This window comes from uncultured Psychromonas sp. (assembly GCF_947489755.1).
Classification (GTDB): Bacteria; Pseudomonadota; Gammaproteobacteria; order Enterobacterales; family Psychromonadaceae; genus Psychromonas.
Window position 1 is genome coordinate 1 of record NZ_CANLFB010000016.1, and the last position, 20,860, is coordinate 20,860.

Consider the following 20,860-nt stretch of genomic DNA (forward strand, 5'->3'; position numbering starts at 1 on the left):
GTGATAGTCAAAGAGTAATAAAAATGTGCACTAGGGATTGGATGAATCTGATCAGCTAATTAGGCGGAATGGTATTACGCAGGTAATAACTACGATTTAATAGAGGATTATTGGCCTAAAGGAATAGGAGAAAGTAAAAAAGGGAATCGATTTCTTATTATTGCAACTAACTTAATTTTAGCGATTAGAGGCGAGTTATGTAAGGACGAAATAAATGTTCAAGCTGAAGTTTTTTTAACTAAAAACAATACTAAATCTGAAATAGCAATTGTTAATGTTTTAATTTCTACATTAAACCAAGATTACACAGCAATTTCAGAGCATTTAAATACTGTAACCAAATTATTTAAAAGTATGAAATGGTTACATGATATGGCTAACCCGATAGGAAAATATTTGCCCTTTATCAGTTATGGATTACTTTCAATAATTAACCTTCACCTTGGGCATGATGCTATAAAAAGAATATCTATGCCTAATGTAAATATTTGGTGGGAAAGCTATTTGACTTTAAATAAAGAAAGTAATTTTAAAGAGGGTCATTGTGTTCATGAATTTGATGGTAGGTTAAGTTGTATTAATCGTATTAAAAGTGTTTGATTTTATAGCGTATTTTATTTAAGTAAAGTGTTGGTCAGCCACTTTATAACCCCACTCTTATCAATTAGTTAACAATACAACGCAAAACTCAACGTGGCAGCGACAACTCTCCCGTTGAGTTTTTCTGAATGAGTAATTACCTTCAGCAAGTAAAGGCATGGATGCCGTTGCTAGCTCATTTCGAGACATGGATGTCGAGTATGAGCGGTGCGTTTAGAAGGTAGTTATTACTTTATTTTAAAAAGAGTAGATTAAAGAACGAATTGGGAAGCGAGTTATGCGTCAGCATAGTTTTACGAGCGGATTAAGCTCTGCGTATCCTTTTCAGTCTTTTTGCGTGTTGTGGGTAAAAGGCATCTTCTGGTAAGAAAAAGTATGTCGCCGACAGGGCGAAACCAATGCAAACAAAAATCTAAATGCTCCGACGAGCGCAGACGAGCTAATATAGCTATAACTTTTAATTAAAAAAATAATTTAATACCAGTCTTTTTTTTAATTGTTGGACAGCCACGTTATAAATTCAACAGCTTTATCCAATCAGTAAAGTGTTGGACAGCCACTTTATAACCCCATTCTTATCAATTAGTTAACAATACAACGCGAAACTCAACGTGGCAGTGACAACTCTCCCATTGAGTTTTTCTGAATGAGTAATTACCTTCAGCAAGTAAAGGCATGGAGCGAATTATGCGACAGCATAGTGCAATGAGCGGACTAAGCTCTGGGGCCCTTTGCCGTTGCTAGCTCATTTCGAGACATGGATGTCGAGTATGAGCGGTGCGTTTAGAAGGCAGTTATTACTTTATTTTAAAAGAGTAGATTAAAAAACGAATTGGGAAGCGAGTTATGCATCAGCATAGTTTTACGAGCGGGTTAAGCTCTGCGTATCCTTTTCAGTCTTTTTGCGTGTTGTGGGTAAAAGGCATCTTCTGGTAAGAAAAAGTATGTCGCCGACAGGGCGAAATCAATGCGAACAAAAATCTAAATGCTCCAACGAGTGCAGACGAGCTAATATCCCTATAACTTTTAATTAAAAAAATAATTTGATACCCGTCTTTTTTTAAATTGTTGGACAGCCACGTTATAAATTCAACAGCTTTATCCAATCGTCACTATTTGGCCCAACAACACATTCACCATCAACTCGCATTCCTAAACGTAACTTGCAGCGCCCTGCAACACTTTCAAACTGACTTGCAGGCAAATGACGAACAGAGTCAACTAATAGCAACCAGTGCTTTTCTGTTTGCTTTGCTAAGGTGTAATAAACCCATTTTCCGTTCTTTTCTTGATCAAGCAACCCTGCTTTAAATAGCATTTTTAAGTTTCGAGATACGTTGTATTGCGTTTCCCCTATGACATCCATTGCTTCTGCCACTGTGACTTTTTGATCAACGTGAATTAGCAGCCAACATAACCTTAAGCGATGCGGTTCAGCGAGGGCTTTTAATGCATCTAAATATTGTAATTCCATTTGTTACTCTTTTTGTTTTCTTATACTTACAAATATTATCACTATTCCAATCAATAATACGATACTTGAATGAATCGCATGCATGATCACCACTTCTCTGCTTGCTCCTGTCAATAAGGCATACCAAAAAAAAGGGCAAAATAAGCCGAGTAAAGCAATGTTACGCCCTGCTTTTGTTTGCTCTGATAGCCCTTCATTGTTTAACAAACCTGAAATAACTTTCCATATATGAGTATAAGCACAAAGCTGACTCAACTTGCCGATTATCTTTTTTAACATTCAATTCCCTCCACCTGAAGATGTTCAGTATACATAAAAATAACACAAAATCATACTTGCGCATTTATGCATATGTAATTATGATAGCTCCGTTCCATTAATGAAGTATTTGCTTATAAACAACATAAAGGTAATGTTATGAACATAGATAAACTAACACTCGCATTGAATGAATTTGTTCATGTAGGTGGCGCTTTAGTCATTGTTATTGCTGTGGTCTCAGTATTAACTGGCTTCATGCGTGAATATATCCCTCAAGATAAACTTCAAAAGAAATTAACAAAACATGAAAAATGGGGGCCGCTATTAGGATCTTTATTTGGTATGTTAACGCCATTTTGTAGCGCGTCAGTGGTGCCTGTCACAATGGGGATGGCAACCATGGGTGTATCACTCGGTACAGTGTTAAGCTTTTTGATTTCAGCTCCTTTGTGTAACTTTGTTGTACTAGCAATGATTTACGCAACCTTCGGATTTAAAGTCACTATCGTTTATTTGGCGCTAACTTTTACTTCTGCGGTATTGGGTGGATGGTTAATCACCAAAACACCGTGGAGAAATGAAATCAAACGCGCAGATGAAATTGAGGGTAACAAAGCACCAACTTGCTCCGCTGCCTCCTCTTCATTTTCTTGTTCAGAAACGGAAACAGAAATAAAGCCAGTAGCAACAGCAAGTAGCTGTTCAGCTACATCACCTTGTTCGATAACGCCATCTGCTAAATCAAGTAAAACTGAGAATGCATTACGCTTTGCGCTTATTTTGTTTAAGAAAATTATTCCTTACGTATTACTCGGCGCGATCATTAGTGGTTTATCCGCAGCCTATTTGCCTGCAGATATGGTTGAGAAGTATGTAGGAGATGACAGTATTCTCGCCATTTTTATTGCTGCAGTAATTGGCGTGCCACTTTATTTACGAATTGAAATGGCTATTCCACTGTTGAGTGTTTTGATTGCGAAAGGAATGGGGTTAGGTCCCGCTATGGCATTAATTGTCGGTGGTACGGGGGCAAGTTTACCTGAGATTGCACTGGTTTCTTCAGTGCTAAAACCAAAGGCAGTCATCGCATTTGTGGGTATTATTTTAACGACGGCAGTGATTGCAGGTTTGTTATTCCAGTATGTTGTCTAACATCTTTTATAGGGTCTGAGCTAATTGAGTTAGACCCTCGTCATTTAAAAAGAAAAAGAAGAGATAGTAAATATGAACATTGGAATTTTATTGTGTGGTGACGTGCCTGCAAAGCTTATCGAAGAGTTCGGCGGTTACAGCGACTGTTTAAAAACGCATTATAGCTTAGATAGCTATGGTTCAGTTAAAACTTGGAATGTATATCAACACAATGAATTTCCTAAGTTTATTAATGAATGTGATGTTTATATCATTGGAGGAAGCCCATCGGGCGTGAATGATAATTTAAATTGGGTTAAAGATTTAACCACTTTTATTCAATCTGCTTTTCGCGCTAAAAGGAAACTGTTTGGTATTTGCTTTGGTCATCAAGTGATTAATTATGCGCTTGGTGGAAAGGTAGAGGAAACAAAGAGAGGTTGGGGATTAGGGGCTTATGATGTGTTATTAAAGCAAAACATAGATGAGTTAACATCGGGCCAAAAGATGAAGTTAATTGCTATTCATCAAGATCAAGTCATTAGCACCGGAACAGGCTTCGAAGTGTTAGCTGGAAGCGAGTTTTGCCCTCATTATATGACAAAATATCAAGATCGAGTATTAACAGTACAAGGCCATCCAGAATTTACGGCGGCTTTTTTTAATGCCCTACTTTCACAACGTATAGACATATTTCAACAAGATGAAATTGAAGCAGCGACAATAACAGAAGAAATTAAGATAGATAGTTTAGCCTTTAACCGCTTTGTTACTGACTTCTTATTTGCCAAACAATCATTATCATTCTAGGTATAAAATAAAACAATAAAACTAAAAAAGCTCACCGGAGTGAGCTTTTAATTCAGCTTAGCTGCTTGGATTGTTGGCTTGCTGAGCTTGTTGTAGTTTTAAAGCCTGCTGTTGTAATTTGTTTTGAATATTATTAAGGTCAATTAACGCATATTTGTATTCAATAAAGTCTTTCACATTAGTCGCCGCACTCAATTTTAAGTAATAGATACCTTTGGTGAGGTTGTCATTATTCATATACCAGTGGGCTAGGTAGTAATAAGCTTCACATAAACGTTGAGCGAGTTCTTCATTAGACTTAATGCCATTGCCAATATTATCGAAGAAATCTCTTTCAGAAATTTCACCATTCATGACACCCACAATAGCCCAAGCAAAACGGTTATCTTCTTCTGTTGTTTGTGCAGTTTTCAATTGTTGTTCTGCTGCTTTTAAATCAACATGCGCGTTAATAATATAACGCCATAAAGAGCGATAAGGGTCAGTTTTATCTAAATCATAAAAGTGCTCGATATCTGCCTGTGCACCGTCGTAACGATTCACTAAAGATAAACCAATCGCACGATGCAGATAACTGTAATCCATTTGGTCTGACAGTTCTATTGCAGAATCAAAAGCATCAAATGCCTCGTCGTATGCTTCACCCATTAATAGATAAACACCCAATGAGTTATAAGATGCTGCTAGCGTTGGGTCAAGGCTAATTGATTGCGTAAAGTCATAACGGCTATTTGCATTCAACCCCATTCGGTCGTAAATCAAGCCTCGTTCGTATAACAATATCGCACGTTGTTTATCATCAACTTTAGTTTTATCTGCAATTAATTGATTAATACGTAATAATTTAACTTCGTCTTGGTAGGAAACTTGAATCGGTGTAGCTAGTGGAAACACAGAACTTCCATAACCGGTGGCTGCTAAGGAATAGCTTTCATTTTGACTTTGATTATTTGAACACGCAGTAAGAGTGACAAAAGAGAGGACTATAAGTAACTTATTATATGATGATCGCATGATTTAACCCTTCTAAACAAGAGTTTCAAGAGTGTACTATATCTACGATAATGTAAAGTTTTAGCAATTCGTTTAACTAATTAATCAACAGTTGCGGTAAAAAAAGAACTTAAATTGACATTGCTGATAACAATCAAAAAAAAAGCACTGCGATGCAGTGCTTTATTATTTAAGAGTGTGCGACTATTGATAATTACATCAAAGCGTCTTGGTCAGCACCTTCTTTTTCAATCACTTCAGGGATCATATGATCTCGTTTAATGCCGAGGCGAATAGCCAATGCACTTGCTACGTAAATCGATGAATAAGTACCAACGAAGATACCAATGAGTAATGCCGTAGCAAAACCGTGAATCAACTCACCACCAACAACAAACAATGAAACTAATACAAAAATAGTCGTACCCGACGTAATAATTGTTCTGCTTAAGGTTTGTGTTAACGATTTATCTACAATCTCTTCAGGTGTTGAAGTCGCAATTAAACGAAAGTTTTCACGAATACGGTCAAATACAACGATCGTATCATTTAACGAGTAACCGACAACGGCAAGTAACGCCGCTAAAACCGTTAAATCGAATTCAATTTGAAATAACGAAAACACACCTAACGTAATGATAATATCGTGTGCCAAAGCTAACACAGAACCGGTTGCTAAACGCCACTCAAAGCGCATGCTCACATAAAGCATGATACAAATAAGCGCGATGATAATAGCAATACCACCATTTTCTGCTAATTCAGCACCCACATTAGGGCCAACAAACTCAATTCGGCGCATATCAACATTGCCAAAATCAGCAGCTGTTAAAGCATCCAGTATTTGATTACCAATGACTTGTCCTTTAACGCCTTCACGAGGCGCTAAACGTACCATCACTTCATGGCTTGTACCAAAATGCTGTACTACGGCATCAGGGAAGTTAGCTGCGGTTAATGTTTCACGCACTTCCGTTAGGTTTGCAGGTTGTTCAAATCCAACTTCGATTAACGTACCACCGGTGAAATCTAACCCCCAGTTTAGCCAATTAATACTCAAAGACCCTAAAGAGATAACCAATAACAACATTGATAACCAGGTTGCAGGTTTTGAATATTTCATGAAGCTAATAGTATGCTTCGACTTAATTAATTCCAACATAGTTAACCCTGCTTAGATTGAAAGTTTTTTAATGTCATTACGTCCACCCCACAGTGCATTAACAATCGCACGTGTGCCGAAGATAGAAGTAAACATTGAAGTTAAAATACCAAGTGCAAGCGTTACTGCAAAACCCTTAATTGGGCCAGTACCAACTGCGAACAAGATAACCGCGGTAATAAAGGTAGTAATATTCGCATCAGCAATCGTTGATAATGCATTTGAGTAACCTTCATTAATTGAACGCTGAATTGATTTACCAGCATTTAATTCTTCACGGATACGTTCAAATATCAATACGTTGGCATCAACTGCCATACCGATGGTTAATACGATACCTGCAATACCCGGTAGCGTTAATGTCGCACCAGGAATCAACGACATTAAACCAACAATCATTACGATGTTGAATAGTAATGCGGTATTCGCCACTGCACCAAATTTACGGTAGTAAACAAACATAAACAGAACAACCGCTAATAAACCATAAACCATGGCTTTAATACCGTTGTCGATGTTTTGTTGACCTAAGCTTGGGCCAATAGTGCGTTCTTCTACAATTTGAATCGGTGCTGTTAGTGCACCTGCTCGTAATAATAGCGCTAAGTTATGTGCTTCAGCAGTGTTATCTAAACCAGTGATACGGAAGCTACGTCCTAACTGTGCTTGAATCGTTGCAACGTTAGCAACCTCAATACGTTTCTCAGTTTCAGATTTACCGTTGGCTTTCTTTTTACCCGTTGGTAAATATTCAATAAACAATGTTGCCATTGGTTTACCGATATTACTTTTAGTGAAGCGCGACATTTTACTGCCACCTTGCGAGTCTAAAGAGATATTTACCTGTGCACGACCATATTCATCAGCACTCGATTGTGCATCAACAATATGATTACCTGTTAAGATGATTTTTTTCTTAACAACAACCGGTTGACCATCACGCTCTTTATAAAGTGCAGAAGAAGCGGGAACACGACCTGCTAAGGCATCAGACACATCAGTATCAGAGTCAACAGCATGGAATTCTAACGTTGCCGTTGCGCCTAAGATCTCTTTAGCACGAGCAGTATCTTGAATACCTGGTAGTTCAACGACGATACGGTCAGTACCTTGACGCTGTACTAATGGTTCAGCAACACCAAGTTCATTAACACGGTTACGTAAAATGCTTAAGTTTTGTTGTAGTGCATCTTCTTTTGCTGTTTTTAACTTTTCTGCAGTCATGCTGATAGTTAAGTAGAAAGTGCCACTTGTTTCTTTTTCGTCAAATGTAAAACCAGGATTAATCGGTTTTAAATAATCAATAGCACTGTCTAGAATTTCTTGCGACGTAAAACGTAGTATGACACCCGTTTCTGTAGACGCTTTTTCGATACCACGGTAACGAATTTTTTGTTCTCTTAAATCAGCACGTAAGTCTTGAACCATTTGTTCTTGTTCTTTACTGATTGCTTCGTCCATATCCACTTCCATTAAGAAATGAACACCACCACGAAGGTCAAGACCTAGTTTTAATGGGCTACCGCCAATCGCTTCTAACCAAGCTGGGGTTGCGGCTGCTAAGTTTAATGCCGTAACAAAACCATCACCTATTTGTGCGCTGATTGTTTCACGTGTAATTAATTGTTCTTCACTTGAAGACAGTCTTACTAAAATTTGACCGTTTTCTAGCACGGTTGATTTTGGTGAGATATTCGCTTGCTTAAGGATGTCTTGTACTTTATCTAAAGTAGATAGTTCAACAGTAGCACCACGAGTAGCAGAAACTTGTACAGCAGGATCTTCGCCATACAGATTTGGAGCGGCATAAACTAAAGTAAATAAAACTATGAACCCTAGTAGTAGATACTTCCAAAGAGGGTATTTATTTAACACGATAATGTCCTTTATTTGACGCTAAAGGTAATAAAAATACCTTCACTACTTAATTAAAAAACGATTAAGCGATGAAGGTATATCAAAAAGGCAGGATAACCTGCCTTTTTATTTAGATTGATTTAAGCGTACCTTTTGGTAGTACCGCTGTAATAAAATCTTTTTTGATTAGAATAATGTTATTTTCGTTTAATTCTACTTGAACATATTCACTATCAGCACTAATTTTAGCAACACGACCGATTAAACCACCTGTTGTTAATACTTCATCATTTTTACCAATGTTATCCATTAGGTTTTTATGTTCTTTTGTACGACGCGCCTGAGGGCGGTAAATCATAAAGTAGAAAATAGCTGCAAAAACAACTAACATAAAAATCATTTGCATGCCGCCGCCTTCAGCTGAAGCGCCTTCTGCTGCTGCGTGTGCTTGAGAAATAAATAAACTCATGTTGTATCCTTTATTGTATAAAAATTAAACTATCTATAAATTATCTAATAGTATGGTAATAGTATGGTAATAGTATTGTGTTATCAATTATTTAGAACTGGTTTTTCTTTTCCAATTCGTTTGTAAAACAAATCAACAAACTCGTCTAATGTACCTGCTGAAATCGCATCACGCAAACCTTTCATCAAACGTTGGTAATAACGTAAGTTATGGATCGTGTTTAAGCGAGCTCCAAGGATTTCTCCACATTTGTCAAGATGATATAAGTATGCACGCGTATAATTTTTGCAAGTGTAACAATCACATTCTGCATCTAACGGACTGGTATCTTCACGATGTTTTGCATTACGAATTTTAACAACGCCATCGGTCGTAAATAAATGTCCATTTCGAGCATTACGTGTTGGCATAACACAATCGAACATATCAACACCACGGCGAACGCCTTCTACCAAATCTTCTGGTTTACCAACACCCATTAAATAACGGGGTTTGTCTTCTGGTATTTTAGTGGTGACATGATCTAATATGCGATGCATGTCTTCTTTAGGCTCACCAACAGCCAGACCACCAATCGCATAACCATCAAAGCCGATTTTTTCTAACCCTGCTAATGACACATCACGAAGATGTTCATAACAACCACCTTGAATAATACCAAATAAAGCATTTGGGTTTTCTTGTTCGTTAAATTGATTACGGCTACGTTCAGCCCAGCGTAAAGAAAGCTTCATCGAAATATCAGCTTCTTCTTCTGTCGCTGGGTAAGGCGTACATTCATCAAAAATCATCACGATATCAGATCCAAGATCGTATTGAATTTCCATTGAAATTTCCGGCGACAAAAATACTTCATCACCATTAACAGGGCTTCTAAAATAAACACCCTCTTCTTTGATTTTACGCATTTTACCTAGGCTGAATACTTGGAAACCACCAGAGTCAGTTAAAATTGGACCTTTCCAGTTCATGAAGTCATGTAAATCACCATGTTGTTTAATGACTTTTTGTCCTGGGCGTAACCAGAGATGGAAGGTATTGCCTAATAAAATCTCAGCACCGGTTGCATCAACTTCTTCAGGTGTCATCCCTTTTACCGTGCCGTAAGTTCCTACAGGCATAAATGCAGGTGTTTCTACGGTTCCGCGATCAAAGGTTAAGCGGCCACGACGTGCGCGACCATCGGTTGTAATTAATTCGTATTTCATGGTTTTCCTTATCAGAGAAACAGTCTGATATTTTGATTGAACAATTATTAAAGCTAACTGAATCATGCTGATTGATCTTAATCATGAATTCAGGTTTTAACATCTTACTTTTATTTAAATTAATCGTTTGAAATTCACTTTAAAACGATTTTAAATGAAATTTTATTGTGAGCTTAATCATTAACGACAAAGTAAATTGTTAACTCATTTTTTAAATTATTTTCTAGTCGGTTTTTTTAGTCAAAAACATGGCATCACCATAACTAAAGAAACGGTATTTTTTCTCAATGGCGGTTTGGTAAGCATGATCGATATTTGCTTTGCCTGAGAAGGCACTGACCAGCATCAATAAAGTTGATTCTGATAAATGGAAGTTCGTGATCATGGCATCCACTAATTGGAATTCATAACCAGGGTAAATAAAGATACTGGTTTCTGAAAAGAAAGGCGCTAATTCGAGCCCTTTTGCTAAGCTAACACTAGCAGCACTTTCAATCGATCTTACTGACGTGGTGCCTACCGCAATCACTCGTCCACCAGCGGCTCTAGTGGCAGTGATTTTATCAACCACTTCTTGAGAAACTTCCGCATACTCACTGTGCATTTGATGATCGAGTATATTATCTACTTTAACCGGCTGAAAAGTCCCCGCACCAACATGCAAAGTAACAAAGGCAAAGTCAGTTCCTTTTGCTGTTAGTTTGTCTAAAATTATTTGGTCAAAATGTAAACCCGCCGTTGGTGCGGCTACTGCACCAGGATTTTTATTATAAACGGTTTGGTAACGCTCTTTATCGGCATCTTCGTCAGGTCGATCAATATATGGCGGTAACGGCATGTGGCCAATACGTTCTAAGATTTGTAAGACGGTTTCTTCGCTATCCACTTTGATTTCAAATAGTGGACCTTGGCGTTGAACCATCTCCGCTTTTACATCATTTTCAAGCAGTAATTGACAACCAGGTTTAGGCGATTTAGAGCTACGAACATGTGCGAGAAAGCTTTTTTCATCTAAGACACGCTCTACGAGTACTTCAATCTTGCCACCGGTTTCTTTAGTGCCAAATAAACGAGCAGGAATAACACGTGTATCATTGAATATAAGTAAATCATCCGCATTCACTAAATCAATAATATCGGTAAAGTTTAAATGATTTAATTCACCAGAATTAGCCTCTAACGAAAGTAAACGACTGTTCGTACGTTCTGGCATTGGATAACGCGCAATCAGTTCTTCGGGAAGGTGAAAAGAAAAATCAGCAACTTTCATGTAACGGTTCCACTCAATAAAACGCGCAGTATACCTGATGCTATATAGGCTGAAAAGGTTTCTTGATAAAATGAAAAAAGCCTAGATAAATAAATTTACCTAGGCTTTTTATAAAATACTTTAAATGGTGTGTTAACCGCTATTCAATTAAAGAGTTTATCTCTTCTTCAGTCGCATGGCGCACATCAATCCCTTTCACTAAATAGACAATTTGCTCACAGATATTTTGACATCTGTCGCCAATACGCTCAATGGCGCGCGCTGATGCTAATACGTTAAGTACAAACGGCACTGATCGAGGATCTTCCATCATGAACGTCATTAGCTCACGTAAAATACTTTCGTATTGTCGATTTACTTTTTTGTCTTCGTTATGTACTGCAATCGCGGCATTGAGATCTAAACGAGTAAACGCATCTAAAGCGTTATGCAGCATTTTCATAGTGATTTGCCCCATATTCTCTAGACCGATTAACGACGGTACTTTTTTACCGTGATTCTCAATGACAGTCTTTGCGATAGCGGTAATGCTATCGCCCACTCTTTCAAGTTCAGTCACGGTTTTCATGATTGTTAAAATTAAACGTAAATCTGACGCTGCAGGCTGACGCTTAGCAATTATACGCGAACAATCTTGATCGACTTTGGTTTCAAATTCATTGACTTCGTTGTCTTTAATAATCACTTTACGTGCTAACTCTAAGTCATTTTCAGCCATCGCAGATAATGCATCCGCTAATTGTTGCTCAATCAAGCCACCCATTTGCATAACTTGGTTACGCACACTTTCAAGTTCATTATTAAATTGCCCTGAAATATGACGGTTTAAATTTAAGTTTTCCATTTTATTTCCTTATTTAACCGTAACGGCCAGTAATGTAATCTTCTGTCTGTTTTTGTTTTGGAGAAGTAAATAAAGTATTCGTATCTGAGTATTCAATTAATTTACCCATGTACATAAAGGCGGTTTGATCTGATACACGAGCTGCTTGTTGCATGTTATGTGTCACAATAACAACCGTGAACTTCTTCTTCAGCTCAGTAATCAATTCTTCAATCGTTAACGTTGAGATAGGATCCAACGCCGATGTTGGCTCATCTAATAATAACACTTCAGGACCAATGGCAATCGCACGTGCAATCACTAAACGTTGTTGCTGACCACCAGAAAGGCCAAATGCGTTATCATGTAATCGATCCTTTACTTCGTTCCATAAAGCAGCACCACGCAGTGATGTTTCACAGGCTTCATCTAATGTGCGTCGGTCATTAATACCCTGTAGACGTAACCCATAAACAACATTTTCATAGATAGACTTAGGGAAAGGATTTGGACGCTGAAACACCATCCCGATACGACGACGTAACGACGCAACATCCACTGATTTATCATAAATGTTAATGCCTTGTAGTTCGATATTCCCATCAACACGACAAATTTCAACTAAGTCATTCATTCGATTGATACAACGTAATAACGTTGATTTACCACAACCCGATGGACCGATGAAAGCCGTTACTTTACCTTTAGGTATCTTCATCGATACATTATGTAAGGCTTGCTTATCACCGTAGAATAAGTCTAAGTTTTTAATTTCTAATGCTGTATTTTCAGGCGTTAATTCATCTAAATCAGCACTTTTTGGATTTATATTTGAAAAATCAATCATTGTCTTTCCTAATCTTTATTCACGCACACTAATGTGCGTGGATTTATAATATTCAATTCGTAATATGTCGTCTTCAACATATAGCGTTATATTAGTGCTCTAATGCTCGGTATTTTTCACGTAAGTTATTACGGATGGCAATAGCTGCTAAATTCAAACCGATAATAACGGTGACTAATAAAAACGATGTTGCATAAACCAATGGACGTGCGGCTTCAACATTCGGACTTTGGAAGCCAACATCATAGATATGGAAACCTAGATGCATAAACTTTCGGTCTAAATGTAAGAACGGGAAGTTGCCATCAACTGGCAATGTCGGTGCAATTTTTACCACCCCTACCAGCATCAATGGTGCTACTTCACCGGCGGCGCGAGCCACGGCTAAAATCAAACCAGTCATAATCGCAGGGCTCGCCATTGGAATAACAATTCGCCATAACGTTTCTGATTTTGTTGCGCCTAATGCTAATGAACCTTCACGCAAGGTACTTGGTATACGGCTCAACCCTTCTTCCGTCGATACAATCACCACTGGTAACGTTAAAATAGCTAAGGTTAATGCAGACCATAATACGCCTGGCGAACCAAATGTCGGTGAAGGTAACGCTTCAGGGTAAAGTAGCTGATCGATACTGCCACCTAAAATATAAACAAAGAAGCCTAACCCGAATACACCATAAACAATAGACGGTACGCCAGATAGATTGATTACCGCAATACGAATAAACTTCGTAATATTATTTTTACCTGCATATTCATGTAAGTAAATAGCGGCAACCACTCCAAATGGCGTCACAATCACAGCCATCAACATCACCATGAACACAGTACCAAAGATAGCTGGGAATACACCACCTTCTGTATTCGCTTCACGCGGGTCGCTACTGACAAATTTATAAACCTGATGGAACCAATGCCCTACTTTCTGCATAAAGCTCATGTCATTAGGTTGATAGAAATCTAAGATATAAGATAACGGCATCGTCACTAAACGCCCCGTCATATCTTTCACTACCACACTGTCACGTTTTGCTTGATCACGATAACTAAACAATTCGCTTTCAAGCCCTAAATATTCAGCACGTAACGCATCACTGCTTGCTTTAAATTCAGCAATTTTTTGTTCTGTTAATTCACCGTCTAACTCTAATTTACGTTGCTTTAATCGAATACGGTCTAAATCGTTATTAATACGACCGATGTCACCCGTTAATAGTCCGTGTTCTTTATCACGAAACTCAAGCGCACGTTCAAGGCGTAAATTAAGTTCATCAACTAAACCATCTTGATCAAGATTAAGCTTTTGTTCACCTTCATTAATAGAGTCTAAATAACCATAAAAATTACCATTTTTCGTTCTCTCAAAAACAACAACGTCATGGGCAATATTTTTCCCTTGAATAATTGTTTCTAAAATCCATTGGAAATCTAAATCAACATATTCACGGTTACCCGTTTTAATTAAAAAACGTTCTAATGATTCTGGATAGTCTTCTAAGCCCGTCACACCACCATCAATTAACTGTTGTTTTAATACATGTTCTTGGTCATAAATTTCACCAATTAAAACTGACTGTTGACCTTGCTCATTTTGCATTGAAAATTCGTATACTGTCGCTGGCCAAAAGAAGCTTAACCCTCTCCAACCGATCAGTAGAAATAGCCCAATAACTGCAATTAAACTCAAACTTACAGCACCACCTGTCATCCAAATCCACGGTGTGCCTGATTTAAACCATTTACCCATAATAACTAACTCCTATTTATAGGCTTGAATATTTTTCACGCAAACGCTGACGTACAAACTCAGCAATGGTGTTGAAGAAGAAGGTAAAGATAAACAACACAAATGCAGCGAGGAATAATACTCGGTAATGTGAACTGCCTACTTCAGACTCTGGCATTTCTACTGCAATATTTGCAGATAGAGAGCGCATCCCTTCGAAGATGTTCCAATCCATGATTGGTGTATTACCTGTTGCCATTAATACAATCATGGTTTCACCAACGGCACGTCCCATCCCCATCATGACAGCAGAGAAAATACCTGGACTAGCCGTTAAAATAACGACCTTAGCCAGTGTTTGCCAACGTGTCGCGCCTAATGCTAATGACCCCATGGTTAAACTCTTAGGCACACTAAAGATGGCATCTTCAGCAATGGAGAAGATAGTTGGAATAACGGCAAACCCCATCGCAATACCAACAATAAGTGAATTACGTTGGTCAAAGTTAATACCTAACTCATTGGTTAAGTACATACGGGTATCACCATTGAACAACCAGAGTTCAAGTGTTTCGCTAAAGGCCATTGAGAAATAACCCGTCGCAACAAGAATAGGCAATAACACTAATGGTAAGACGCCTTCACTTACTTTGTCACTTAATGATTTTGGTAAATTAGTCCAGATAATAGCCGCAACAAGTACACTAACGGGTAGGCTTATCATTAATAACATAATGCCTGGCAATTGATTTTCAACAATGGGTGCCAACCATAATCCCGCTAAGAACCCTAAGATAACCGTTGGTAATGCTTCCATTATTTCAACCGTCGGTTTGATATAGGTTCTAATGCTTGGTGCCATAAAGTATGCAGTATAAATAGCAGCAGAAATAGAAATTGGTACAGCAAATAACATCGCGTAAAAAGCAGCTTTGATGGTACCGAATGAAATAGGAACAAGACTCATTTTAGCTTCAAAGTCATCACTCGCAGAGGTTGATTGCCAAACATATTGCGGTTCAGGGTAACCTTCATACCAGACTTCTTGCCATAATGCAGACCAGGTAATTTCAGGGTGTTCATTATCAACGTCATACAGTTTAATAACGTCTTTGTCGGCAACCAAAATAGCATTAGCACGCGGGGAGATAGCAATTACTAGAGAACCAACTTTAGAAATGGACTCAGTTAATAGTTCTGTTTCACCCGTAGAGTGGAAAATAGATAGGTCACCCGCTTTGGTTGTTGTTAAAAAACCTTTACGGAAAAACTCTGGCACAATACTGGTGACTTCCGCAGGTGCTTTAAAGTCTCGGATATAAGTAAACTCGCGTTTATTTTCACTGAGCACTTCAAACCATTGGCTGATAACACCATTCTCATTCGCAACTAATAACGAACTCGCGCCAGTCAATAATTGCACATCATTAACATTACTGCCTTTAGCATTAATTTTAAAGACTGATGATATATGGATATCGTCACTTTCAGAGATATCGTAAACCAATAAATCATTACCGCTACGCACAAATAACTTACTTAGGTTTGGTGTTAGCAGTAACTGATCCACTTTATTAGGAAATGAAGGCAACTTAAATTTCTCTTGCTCCCACACCACTTCATCGGTCATGAAGTTTTCTTCAGCAGTTAAGAGAAGAAATATCCCTTCACCATTATTCTGAACAGCAGCAATACCTGCATATTCTGAATTCATTTCAAATGATAGGTGAGTTAACGCTTGTTTATCATCTGAGACGACAAAATTATCTTCACCTAATGGAAAACTCACTTCAGGTGTAATTAATCGTTTATCGTTTGGATAAGACGTAATAAAACTCGGTTTAATGATTTGTACTTCACCGCTGTTATTGGCTAAAGCAAACATGCCATTAACAGGCATTGTTTTTGTTATATTGTGATTATCAGTAAACGATTGATATTTAAGAAGTGAATTACCTAAATCAGCTTCCCTTAAAGAATAGAAACTCAATAAACCTTGGTTATCCATCTGATAAGCGACTTCGTTTTGCTCATCTATCCCCAATGCATAAATAGGTGTTGAATCTTGACGTTGAAAAGATTGTTTTTGTTCAATACTCACAGGTGCAAAAATGGGTAAAACGACATATAAAAGATACCCAAAAATTAATAACAAAGTGACTAACACAGATGTGCCACCTATTGTTACGCCATATTTAACTAATTTATCCTTAACTACTCGCTTTTTATTCGCTTGCAGCGTGGTCGCTAAATCACGTTCCATTTACTATCTCCAACATAATTGATGGCGAAGATTATAAGTCGGCTTTGTGACAGTTATATGACAGCTGTCATAATACTGATATTTAGGATGATTGAGCAGATAGAGTTAAGGTTCTAATGCAATGTAAAACACATAAACTTGGAGGCGTTAAAACGAACAATTGCGGCATAAACGCTGAGCTTATTACTTATACTCAACAAGTAGAAATGCAGTAAGACTAATGATAAAAGATTAAGGTTTGTATAAAAGAGAAGATAAAAACAAGTTTGAAGCGTAACTAAAGCAAATTTTAGATGAAAAAAAAGGAGACAAAAATGCCTCCTTCTTCAATTCTGTTAATCAATAATGATTAAGCTAGCGCTTTTTTTGCAACTTCTACTAAATGAGCAAATGTTGCTTTATCAAATACAGCTATGTCAGCTAGGATCTTACGATCGATTTCAACAGAAGCCTTTTTAAGACCATTGATGAAACGGCTGTAAGATAATCCGCTAATACGAGATGCAGCGTTAATACGTGCAATCCATAGTTGACGGAACTGACGTTTACGTTGACGACGGTCACGGTAAGCGTATTGACCAGCTTTAGTTACTGCTTGAACCGCTACGCGATAAACACGTGAACGAGCTCCGTAATAACCTTTAGCTTGTTTTAAGACTTTTTTATGGCGTGCACGAGCTTGTACACCGCGTTTTACTCTTGGCATTTTATATATTCCTTACTTAAGCGAATGGTAACATTCTGTTAATACTAGGTACGTCTACTTTAGCTACCATGCTTTGAGCACGTAGATGGCGTTTACGTTTAGTAGATTTCTTAGTAAGGATATGACGTAAGTGAGATTGCTTACGTTTAAAACCACCAGAAGCAGTCTTTTTAAAGCGCTTTGCAGCACCTTTGTTAGATTTCATTTTAGGCATTGCGAACTCCGCATTGTTAAAATTTAAATTAAACCAGTAAGGCGAGTAAATAGTGTGAATATTCTCATATTCACACATCAATACTACTTTATGCCTTAGCTAGCACGTTTAGGGCCAAGTACCATCACCATTTGACGACCTTCCAGTTTAGGGAAAGATTCGACAGTAGATATTTCAACTAAATCGTTTTTAACGCGATTTAGTAATTCCATACCAAGTGATTGATGCGCCATTTCACGACCACGAAAACGTAGCGTTACTTTGGCTTTGTTACCCTCTTCAAGAAAGCGAGTCAGGCTGCGTAGTTTTACCTGATAATCGCCATCATCAGTCCCAGGACGGAATTTTATTTCCTTCAACTGAACCTGTTTCTGATTCTTCCGTTGTTCTTTAACGGATTTGCTCTTTTCAAAGAGAAATTTGCCATAGTTCATGATGCGACAAACTGGCGGCTCGGCATTTGGACTAATTTCAACTAAATCCAAATCTGAATCAAATGCCATATTTTTTGCTTCTTCTAAAGAAACAATACCAACTGGCTTGCCTTCTGAATCAGAAAGACGTACTTCAGTACCAGTTATTTCATCGTTTAAACGATGTTTATTGCCCGTTTGCGGGGCTTTTTTTGCACCTTTTATAACAAATTCCTCCAAGTTATTTATGAACGTGTGATGATTTCTTGTTTTACATGGTCAATGAAATTATCAACCTGCATCTTACCAAGGTCATCACCCTTACGAGTTCTTACTGCTACTTCGTTTGCTTCGACCTCTTGGTCTCCGATAACTAATAAGTAAGGAACACGCTTTAATGTATGCTCGCGGATTTTAAAGCCTATCTTCTCATTTCTCAAGTCCGAAATGGCTCTAACACCCGATTTTTTCAATTTATTTACTACTTCTGTAACAAAATCCGACTGTTTGTCAGTAATATTCATCACAACTACCTGTTGAGGTGATAACCATGTCGGATAAATACCCGCATACTCTTCAGTTAAGATACCAATGAAACGCTCTAATGAGCCAAGAATAGCTCGGTGAATCATTACTGGAGTATGTCGTTCGTTATCTTCACCAACATAAGTCGCATCTAAACGACCCGGCATTGAAAAATCTAATTGTATTGTACCACATTGCCATGCACGACCTAAACAATCATACAAAGTAAATTCGATTTTAGGGCCATAAAAGGCACCTTCGCCTGGTAAATATTCAAATTTAACGCCATTTTCATCTAATGCATGTGCTAAAGCCGCTTCAGACTTATCCCATGTTGCATCATCGCCAACACGTTTTTCCGGGCGAGTAGATAATTTAACGACAATATCTTCGAAGCCGAATGTTTTATAACATTCGAATACCATGTTAATACATGCTGATACTTCTTCAAGAATTTGCGCTTCTGTACAGAAGATATGTGCATCATCTTGTGTAAAACCACGTACACGCATTAAACCATGTAAAGAACCCGATGGTTCATTACGGTGACATGAACCAAATTCAGATAAACGTAATGGTAAGTCACGGTAAGATTTTAAACCTTGATTAAAGATTTGTACGTGACCAGGACAGTTCATTGGTTTGATTGCATAGTCTCTGTTTTCACTACAAGTACAGAACATACCGTCTTTGTATTTATCCCAGTGACCCGATTTTTCCCATAATGAACGGTCTAAAATTTGTGGTGCTTTTACTTCTTGGTAACCAAAGGCAACCGTTTGCTCACGAATATAACTTTCTAGCTCACGGAAAATAGTCCAACCGTTTGGATGCCAGAACACCATACCCGGTGCTTCTTCTTGCATATGGTAAAGATCTAACTGTTTACCAATTTTACGGTGATCACGTTTAGCTGCTTCTTCAAGACGTTTTAGATAAGCATTTAACTGTTTTTTGTCAGCCCATGCTGTACCGTATATACGTTGTAGCATTTTGTTATCAGAATCAGCACGCCAATATGCGCCTGATACTTTCATTAATTTAAACCATTGACTAAATTTCATCATCGGTACGTGTGGACCACGACACATATCGACATATTCTTCATGATGGTATAGACCAGGACGGTCTTCTTTATCAATACCTTCAAGAATTTCTAATTTATAAGGTTCATTGCGTTCTTTAAATACAGCAATAGCTTCATCAACGCTGACTTTCTTTTTAACAACTTGATAGTTAGTTTTAACTAATTGTTGCATGCGTTTTTCAATTTTAGCTAACTCTTCATCATTAATGGTTACATCAAGATCAATATCATAGTAAAAACCATTATCAATGGTTGGTCCTATTGCCATTTTTGCTTCTGGGTACAATTGTTTAATTGCATGACCTAACAAATGAGCACAAGAGTGACGTAATATTTCTAGACCTTCATCATCTTTATTGGTGATAATTGAAACGTCTGCATCAGTTTCAATAGGGTCGCAAGCATCTACAAGTTGTCCGTTGACACGACCTGCGATACAAGCTTTCGCTAAACCAGGGCCGATATCTGCTGCGATATCCATAATTGAAGTAGTATTGTCAAATTGACGTTGATTTCCATCGGGAAGAGTAATAATTGGCATGCTAATTCCTCACAGTGATGCTTCCAACCAAAAAGCATTTGTATTAATTAAAAAGAGGAGCGCATTTTACTGTATTAAGGAGCACAATAAAACCCACTAAAGGTTAATTTATTGTTACTCCTATTTATTTAGTGAGGTTTAACTATCTGATGACTCAACTTTATCGATACTTTCAGAGCTAAACACTTGCCCTTTAAATAGGTTTTGCAATACGTCTTTATTGCTTGCCACATACAGCCCTAACTCTTCAAGCTGCTGGTCATCTAGAGAAACAGGACTTTCACTTAAGAATAATGCAATTTGATCGGCGCTATCTAGCATCTTATCGTATGCATCGGCTTCTTTCTTACTGGTAAAGGTCATTTTCTCAACACCCTTTCTTTCTACAATGTATTTAATGATGACTGCCACGGTGGCCTCTTTTTAATTTCAAATTAAACATGGTTTTACATACAGTACTACTGCTTTTGTAATAAT

20 protein-coding genes are annotated in these 20,860 nt (G+C 37.8%); 3 read left to right on the top strand and 17 right to left on the bottom strand.

Going from position 1 to position 20,860, the window contains the following annotated elements:
- Positions 1-372 precede the first annotated feature (372 nt).
- Positions 373-600, top strand: coding sequence for a hypothetical protein (locus tag Q0794_RS10335; RefSeq protein ID WP_298941641.1), 228 nt, complete (start codon positions 373-375; stop codon positions 598-600).
- Between the two features lie 1,081 nt (positions 601-1,681).
- Here the strand turns inward: Q0794_RS10335 and Q0794_RS10340 are convergent.
- Both Q0794_RS10340 and Q0794_RS10345 read right to left on the bottom strand, forming a co-directional pair.
- Positions 1,682-2,074 carry a metalloregulator ArsR/SmtB family transcription factor gene (locus Q0794_RS10340; protein ID WP_298941642.1) on the bottom strand — a complete coding sequence of 131 codons (393 nt, stop codon included), beginning with the start codon at positions 2,072-2,074 and terminating at the stop codon, positions 1,682-1,684.
- Positions 2,075-2,077: 3 nt separating this feature from the next.
- On the bottom strand, positions 2,078-2,353 hold the full coding sequence (locus Q0794_RS10345) for a hypothetical protein (protein ID WP_298941643.1): 276 nt from the start codon (positions 2,351-2,353) through the stop codon (positions 2,078-2,080).
- Positions 2,354-2,491: 138 nt separating this feature from the next.
- On the opposite strand from Q0794_RS10345, the gene Q0794_RS10350 reads away from it, so the two are divergent.
- A complete protein-coding gene (locus Q0794_RS10350) occupies positions 2,492-3,487 on the top strand; it encodes a permease (protein ID WP_298941644.1) in 996 nt (331 codons plus the stop codon).
- A 72-nt stretch (positions 3,488-3,559) separates the two neighbouring features.
- Positions 3,560-4,276 (top strand): type 1 glutamine amidotransferase, encoded by a 717-nt coding sequence (locus Q0794_RS10355; protein ID WP_298941645.1) that lies wholly within the window; start codon positions 3,560-3,562, stop codon positions 4,274-4,276.
- A 57-nt stretch (positions 4,277-4,333) separates the two neighbouring features.
- On the opposite strand, the gene nlpI is transcribed toward Q0794_RS10355, so the two are convergent.
- The 15 genes from nlpI to Q0794_RS10430 form a co-directional block, all read right to left on the bottom strand.
- Complete coding sequence (gene nlpI, locus Q0794_RS10360; RefSeq protein WP_298941646.1) at positions 4,334-5,290, bottom strand: lipoprotein NlpI; 957 nt, start codon at positions 5,288-5,290, stop codon at positions 4,334-4,336.
- Between the two features lie 193 nt (positions 5,291-5,483).
- The gene (gene secF, locus Q0794_RS10365) at positions 5,484-6,431 is read right to left on the bottom strand and encodes a protein translocase subunit SecF (RefSeq protein WP_298941647.1); all 948 of its coding nucleotides are present in this window, start codon (positions 6,429-6,431) and stop codon (positions 5,484-5,486) included.
- Positions 6,432-6,443: 12 nt separating this feature from the next.
- Positions 6,444-8,306, bottom strand: coding sequence for a protein translocase subunit SecD (secD, locus tag Q0794_RS10370; RefSeq protein ID WP_298941648.1), 1,863 nt, complete (start codon positions 8,304-8,306; stop codon positions 6,444-6,446).
- Positions 8,307-8,418: 112 nt separating this feature from the next.
- Positions 8,419-8,757, bottom strand: coding sequence for a preprotein translocase subunit YajC (yajC, locus tag Q0794_RS10375; protein WP_298941649.1), 339 nt, complete (start codon positions 8,755-8,757; stop codon positions 8,419-8,421).
- Positions 8,758-8,840: 83 nt separating this feature from the next.
- Positions 8,841-9,965: a tRNA guanosine(34) transglycosylase Tgt gene (gene tgt / locus Q0794_RS10380; RefSeq protein WP_298941650.1), complete on the bottom strand. Its 1,125-nt coding sequence runs from the start codon at positions 9,963-9,965 to the stop codon at positions 8,841-8,843.
- Positions 9,966-10,188: 223 nt separating this feature from the next.
- Positions 10,189-11,235, bottom strand: coding sequence for a tRNA preQ1(34) S-adenosylmethionine ribosyltransferase-isomerase QueA (gene queA, locus Q0794_RS10385; protein WP_298941651.1), 1,047 nt, complete (start codon positions 11,233-11,235; stop codon positions 10,189-10,191).
- Positions 11,236-11,374: 139 nt separating this feature from the next.
- On the bottom strand, positions 11,375-12,079 hold the full coding sequence (gene phoU / locus Q0794_RS10390) for a phosphate signaling complex protein PhoU (protein ID WP_298941652.1): 705 nt from the start codon (positions 12,077-12,079) through the stop codon (positions 11,375-11,377).
- Between the two features lie 13 nt (positions 12,080-12,092).
- A complete protein-coding gene (gene pstB / locus Q0794_RS10395) occupies positions 12,093-12,905 on the bottom strand; it encodes a phosphate ABC transporter ATP-binding protein PstB (RefSeq protein ID WP_298941653.1) in 813 nt (270 codons plus the stop codon).
- 91 nt (positions 12,906-12,996) lie between these two features.
- A complete protein-coding gene (gene pstA / locus Q0794_RS10400) occupies positions 12,997-14,655 on the bottom strand; it encodes a phosphate ABC transporter permease PstA (RefSeq protein WP_298941654.1) in 1,659 nt (552 codons plus the stop codon).
- A gap of 16 nt (positions 14,656-14,671) precedes the next feature.
- The gene (locus tag Q0794_RS10405) at positions 14,672-16,897 is read right to left on the bottom strand and encodes an ABC transporter permease subunit (protein WP_298941655.1); all 2,226 of its coding nucleotides are present in this window, start codon (positions 16,895-16,897) and stop codon (positions 14,672-14,674) included.
- A 349-nt stretch (positions 16,898-17,246) separates the two neighbouring features.
- Positions 17,247-17,603, bottom strand: coding sequence for a 50S ribosomal protein L20 (gene rplT, locus Q0794_RS10410; RefSeq protein WP_025564056.1), 357 nt, complete (start codon positions 17,601-17,603; stop codon positions 17,247-17,249).
- 16 nt (positions 17,604-17,619) lie between these two features.
- Entirely contained in the window at positions 17,620-17,817 is a 198-nt protein-coding gene (gene rpmI / locus Q0794_RS10415) for a 50S ribosomal protein L35 (protein ID WP_025564055.1), read from the bottom strand.
- 95 nt (positions 17,818-17,912) lie between these two features.
- Positions 17,913-18,470, bottom strand: a complete 558-nt coding sequence (gene infC, locus Q0794_RS10420) for a translation initiation factor IF-3 (protein WP_298941656.1) — start codon at positions 18,468-18,470, stop codon at positions 17,913-17,915.
- A 5-nt stretch (positions 18,471-18,475) separates the two neighbouring features.
- The gene (gene thrS, locus Q0794_RS10425; RefSeq protein WP_298941657.1) at positions 18,476-20,383 is read right to left on the bottom strand and encodes a threonine--tRNA ligase; all 1,908 of its coding nucleotides are present in this window, start codon (positions 20,381-20,383) and stop codon (positions 18,476-18,478) included.
- 138 nt (positions 20,384-20,521) lie between these two features.
- On the bottom strand, positions 20,522-20,794 hold the full coding sequence (locus tag Q0794_RS10430) for a YebG family protein (protein WP_298941658.1): 273 nt from the start codon (positions 20,792-20,794) through the stop codon (positions 20,522-20,524).
- Between the last annotated feature and the right edge of the window lie 66 nt (positions 20,795-20,860).

Excerpts from the sequence above, each read along its gene's own strand:
- phoU (WP_298941652.1), bottom strand. The coding sequence starts at position 12,079 with ATGGAAAACTTAAATTTAAACCGTCATATTTCAGGGCAATTTAATAAT.
- pstA (WP_298941654.1), bottom strand. The coding sequence starts at position 14,655 with ATGGGTAAATGGTTTAAATCAGGCACACCGTGGATTTGGATGACAGGT.
- secF (WP_298941647.1), bottom strand. The coding sequence starts at position 6,431 with ATGTTGGAATTAATTAAGTCGAAGCATACTATTAGCTTCATGAAATAT.
- pstB (WP_298941653.1), bottom strand. The coding sequence starts at position 12,905 with ATGATTGATTTTTCAAATATAAATCCAAAAAGTGCTGATTTAGATGAA.
- thrS (WP_298941657.1), bottom strand. The coding sequence starts at position 20,383 with ATGCCAATTATTACTCTTCCCGATGGAAATCAACGTCAATTTGACAAT.
- Q0794_RS10405 (WP_298941655.1), bottom strand. The coding sequence starts at position 16,897 with ATGGAACGTGATTTAGCGACCACGCTGCAAGCGAATAAAAAGCGAGTA.
- Q0794_RS10335 (WP_298941641.1), top strand. The coding sequence starts at position 373 with ATGGCTAACCCGATAGGAAAATATTTGCCCTTTATCAGTTATGGATTA.
- queA (WP_298941651.1), bottom strand. The coding sequence starts at position 11,235 with ATGAAAGTTGCTGATTTTTCTTTTCACCTTCCCGAAGAACTGATTGCG.
- Q0794_RS10340 (WP_298941642.1), bottom strand. The coding sequence starts at position 2,074 with ATGGAATTACAATATTTAGATGCATTAAAAGCCCTCGCTGAACCGCAT.
- rpmI (WP_025564055.1), bottom strand. The coding sequence starts at position 17,817 with ATGCCTAAAATGAAATCTAACAAAGGTGCTGCAAAGCGCTTTAAAAAG.
- Q0794_RS10345 (WP_298941643.1), bottom strand. The coding sequence starts at position 2,353 with ATGTTAAAAAAGATAATCGGCAAGTTGAGTCAGCTTTGTGCTTATACT.
- Q0794_RS10355 (WP_298941645.1), top strand. The coding sequence starts at position 3,560 with ATGAACATTGGAATTTTATTGTGTGGTGACGTGCCTGCAAAGCTTATC.
- nlpI (WP_298941646.1), bottom strand. The coding sequence starts at position 5,290 with ATGCGATCATCATATAATAAGTTACTTATAGTCCTCTCTTTTGTCACT.
- Q0794_RS10350 (WP_298941644.1), top strand. The coding sequence starts at position 2,492 with ATGAACATAGATAAACTAACACTCGCATTGAATGAATTTGTTCATGTA.
- tgt (WP_298941650.1), bottom strand. The coding sequence starts at position 9,965 with ATGAAATACGAATTAATTACAACCGATGGTCGCGCACGTCGTGGCCGC.
- rplT (WP_025564056.1), bottom strand. The coding sequence starts at position 17,603 with ATGCCAAGAGTAAAACGCGGTGTACAAGCTCGTGCACGCCATAAAAAA.
- yajC (WP_298941649.1), bottom strand. The coding sequence starts at position 8,757 with ATGAGTTTATTTATTTCTCAAGCACACGCAGCAGCAGAAGGCGCTTCA.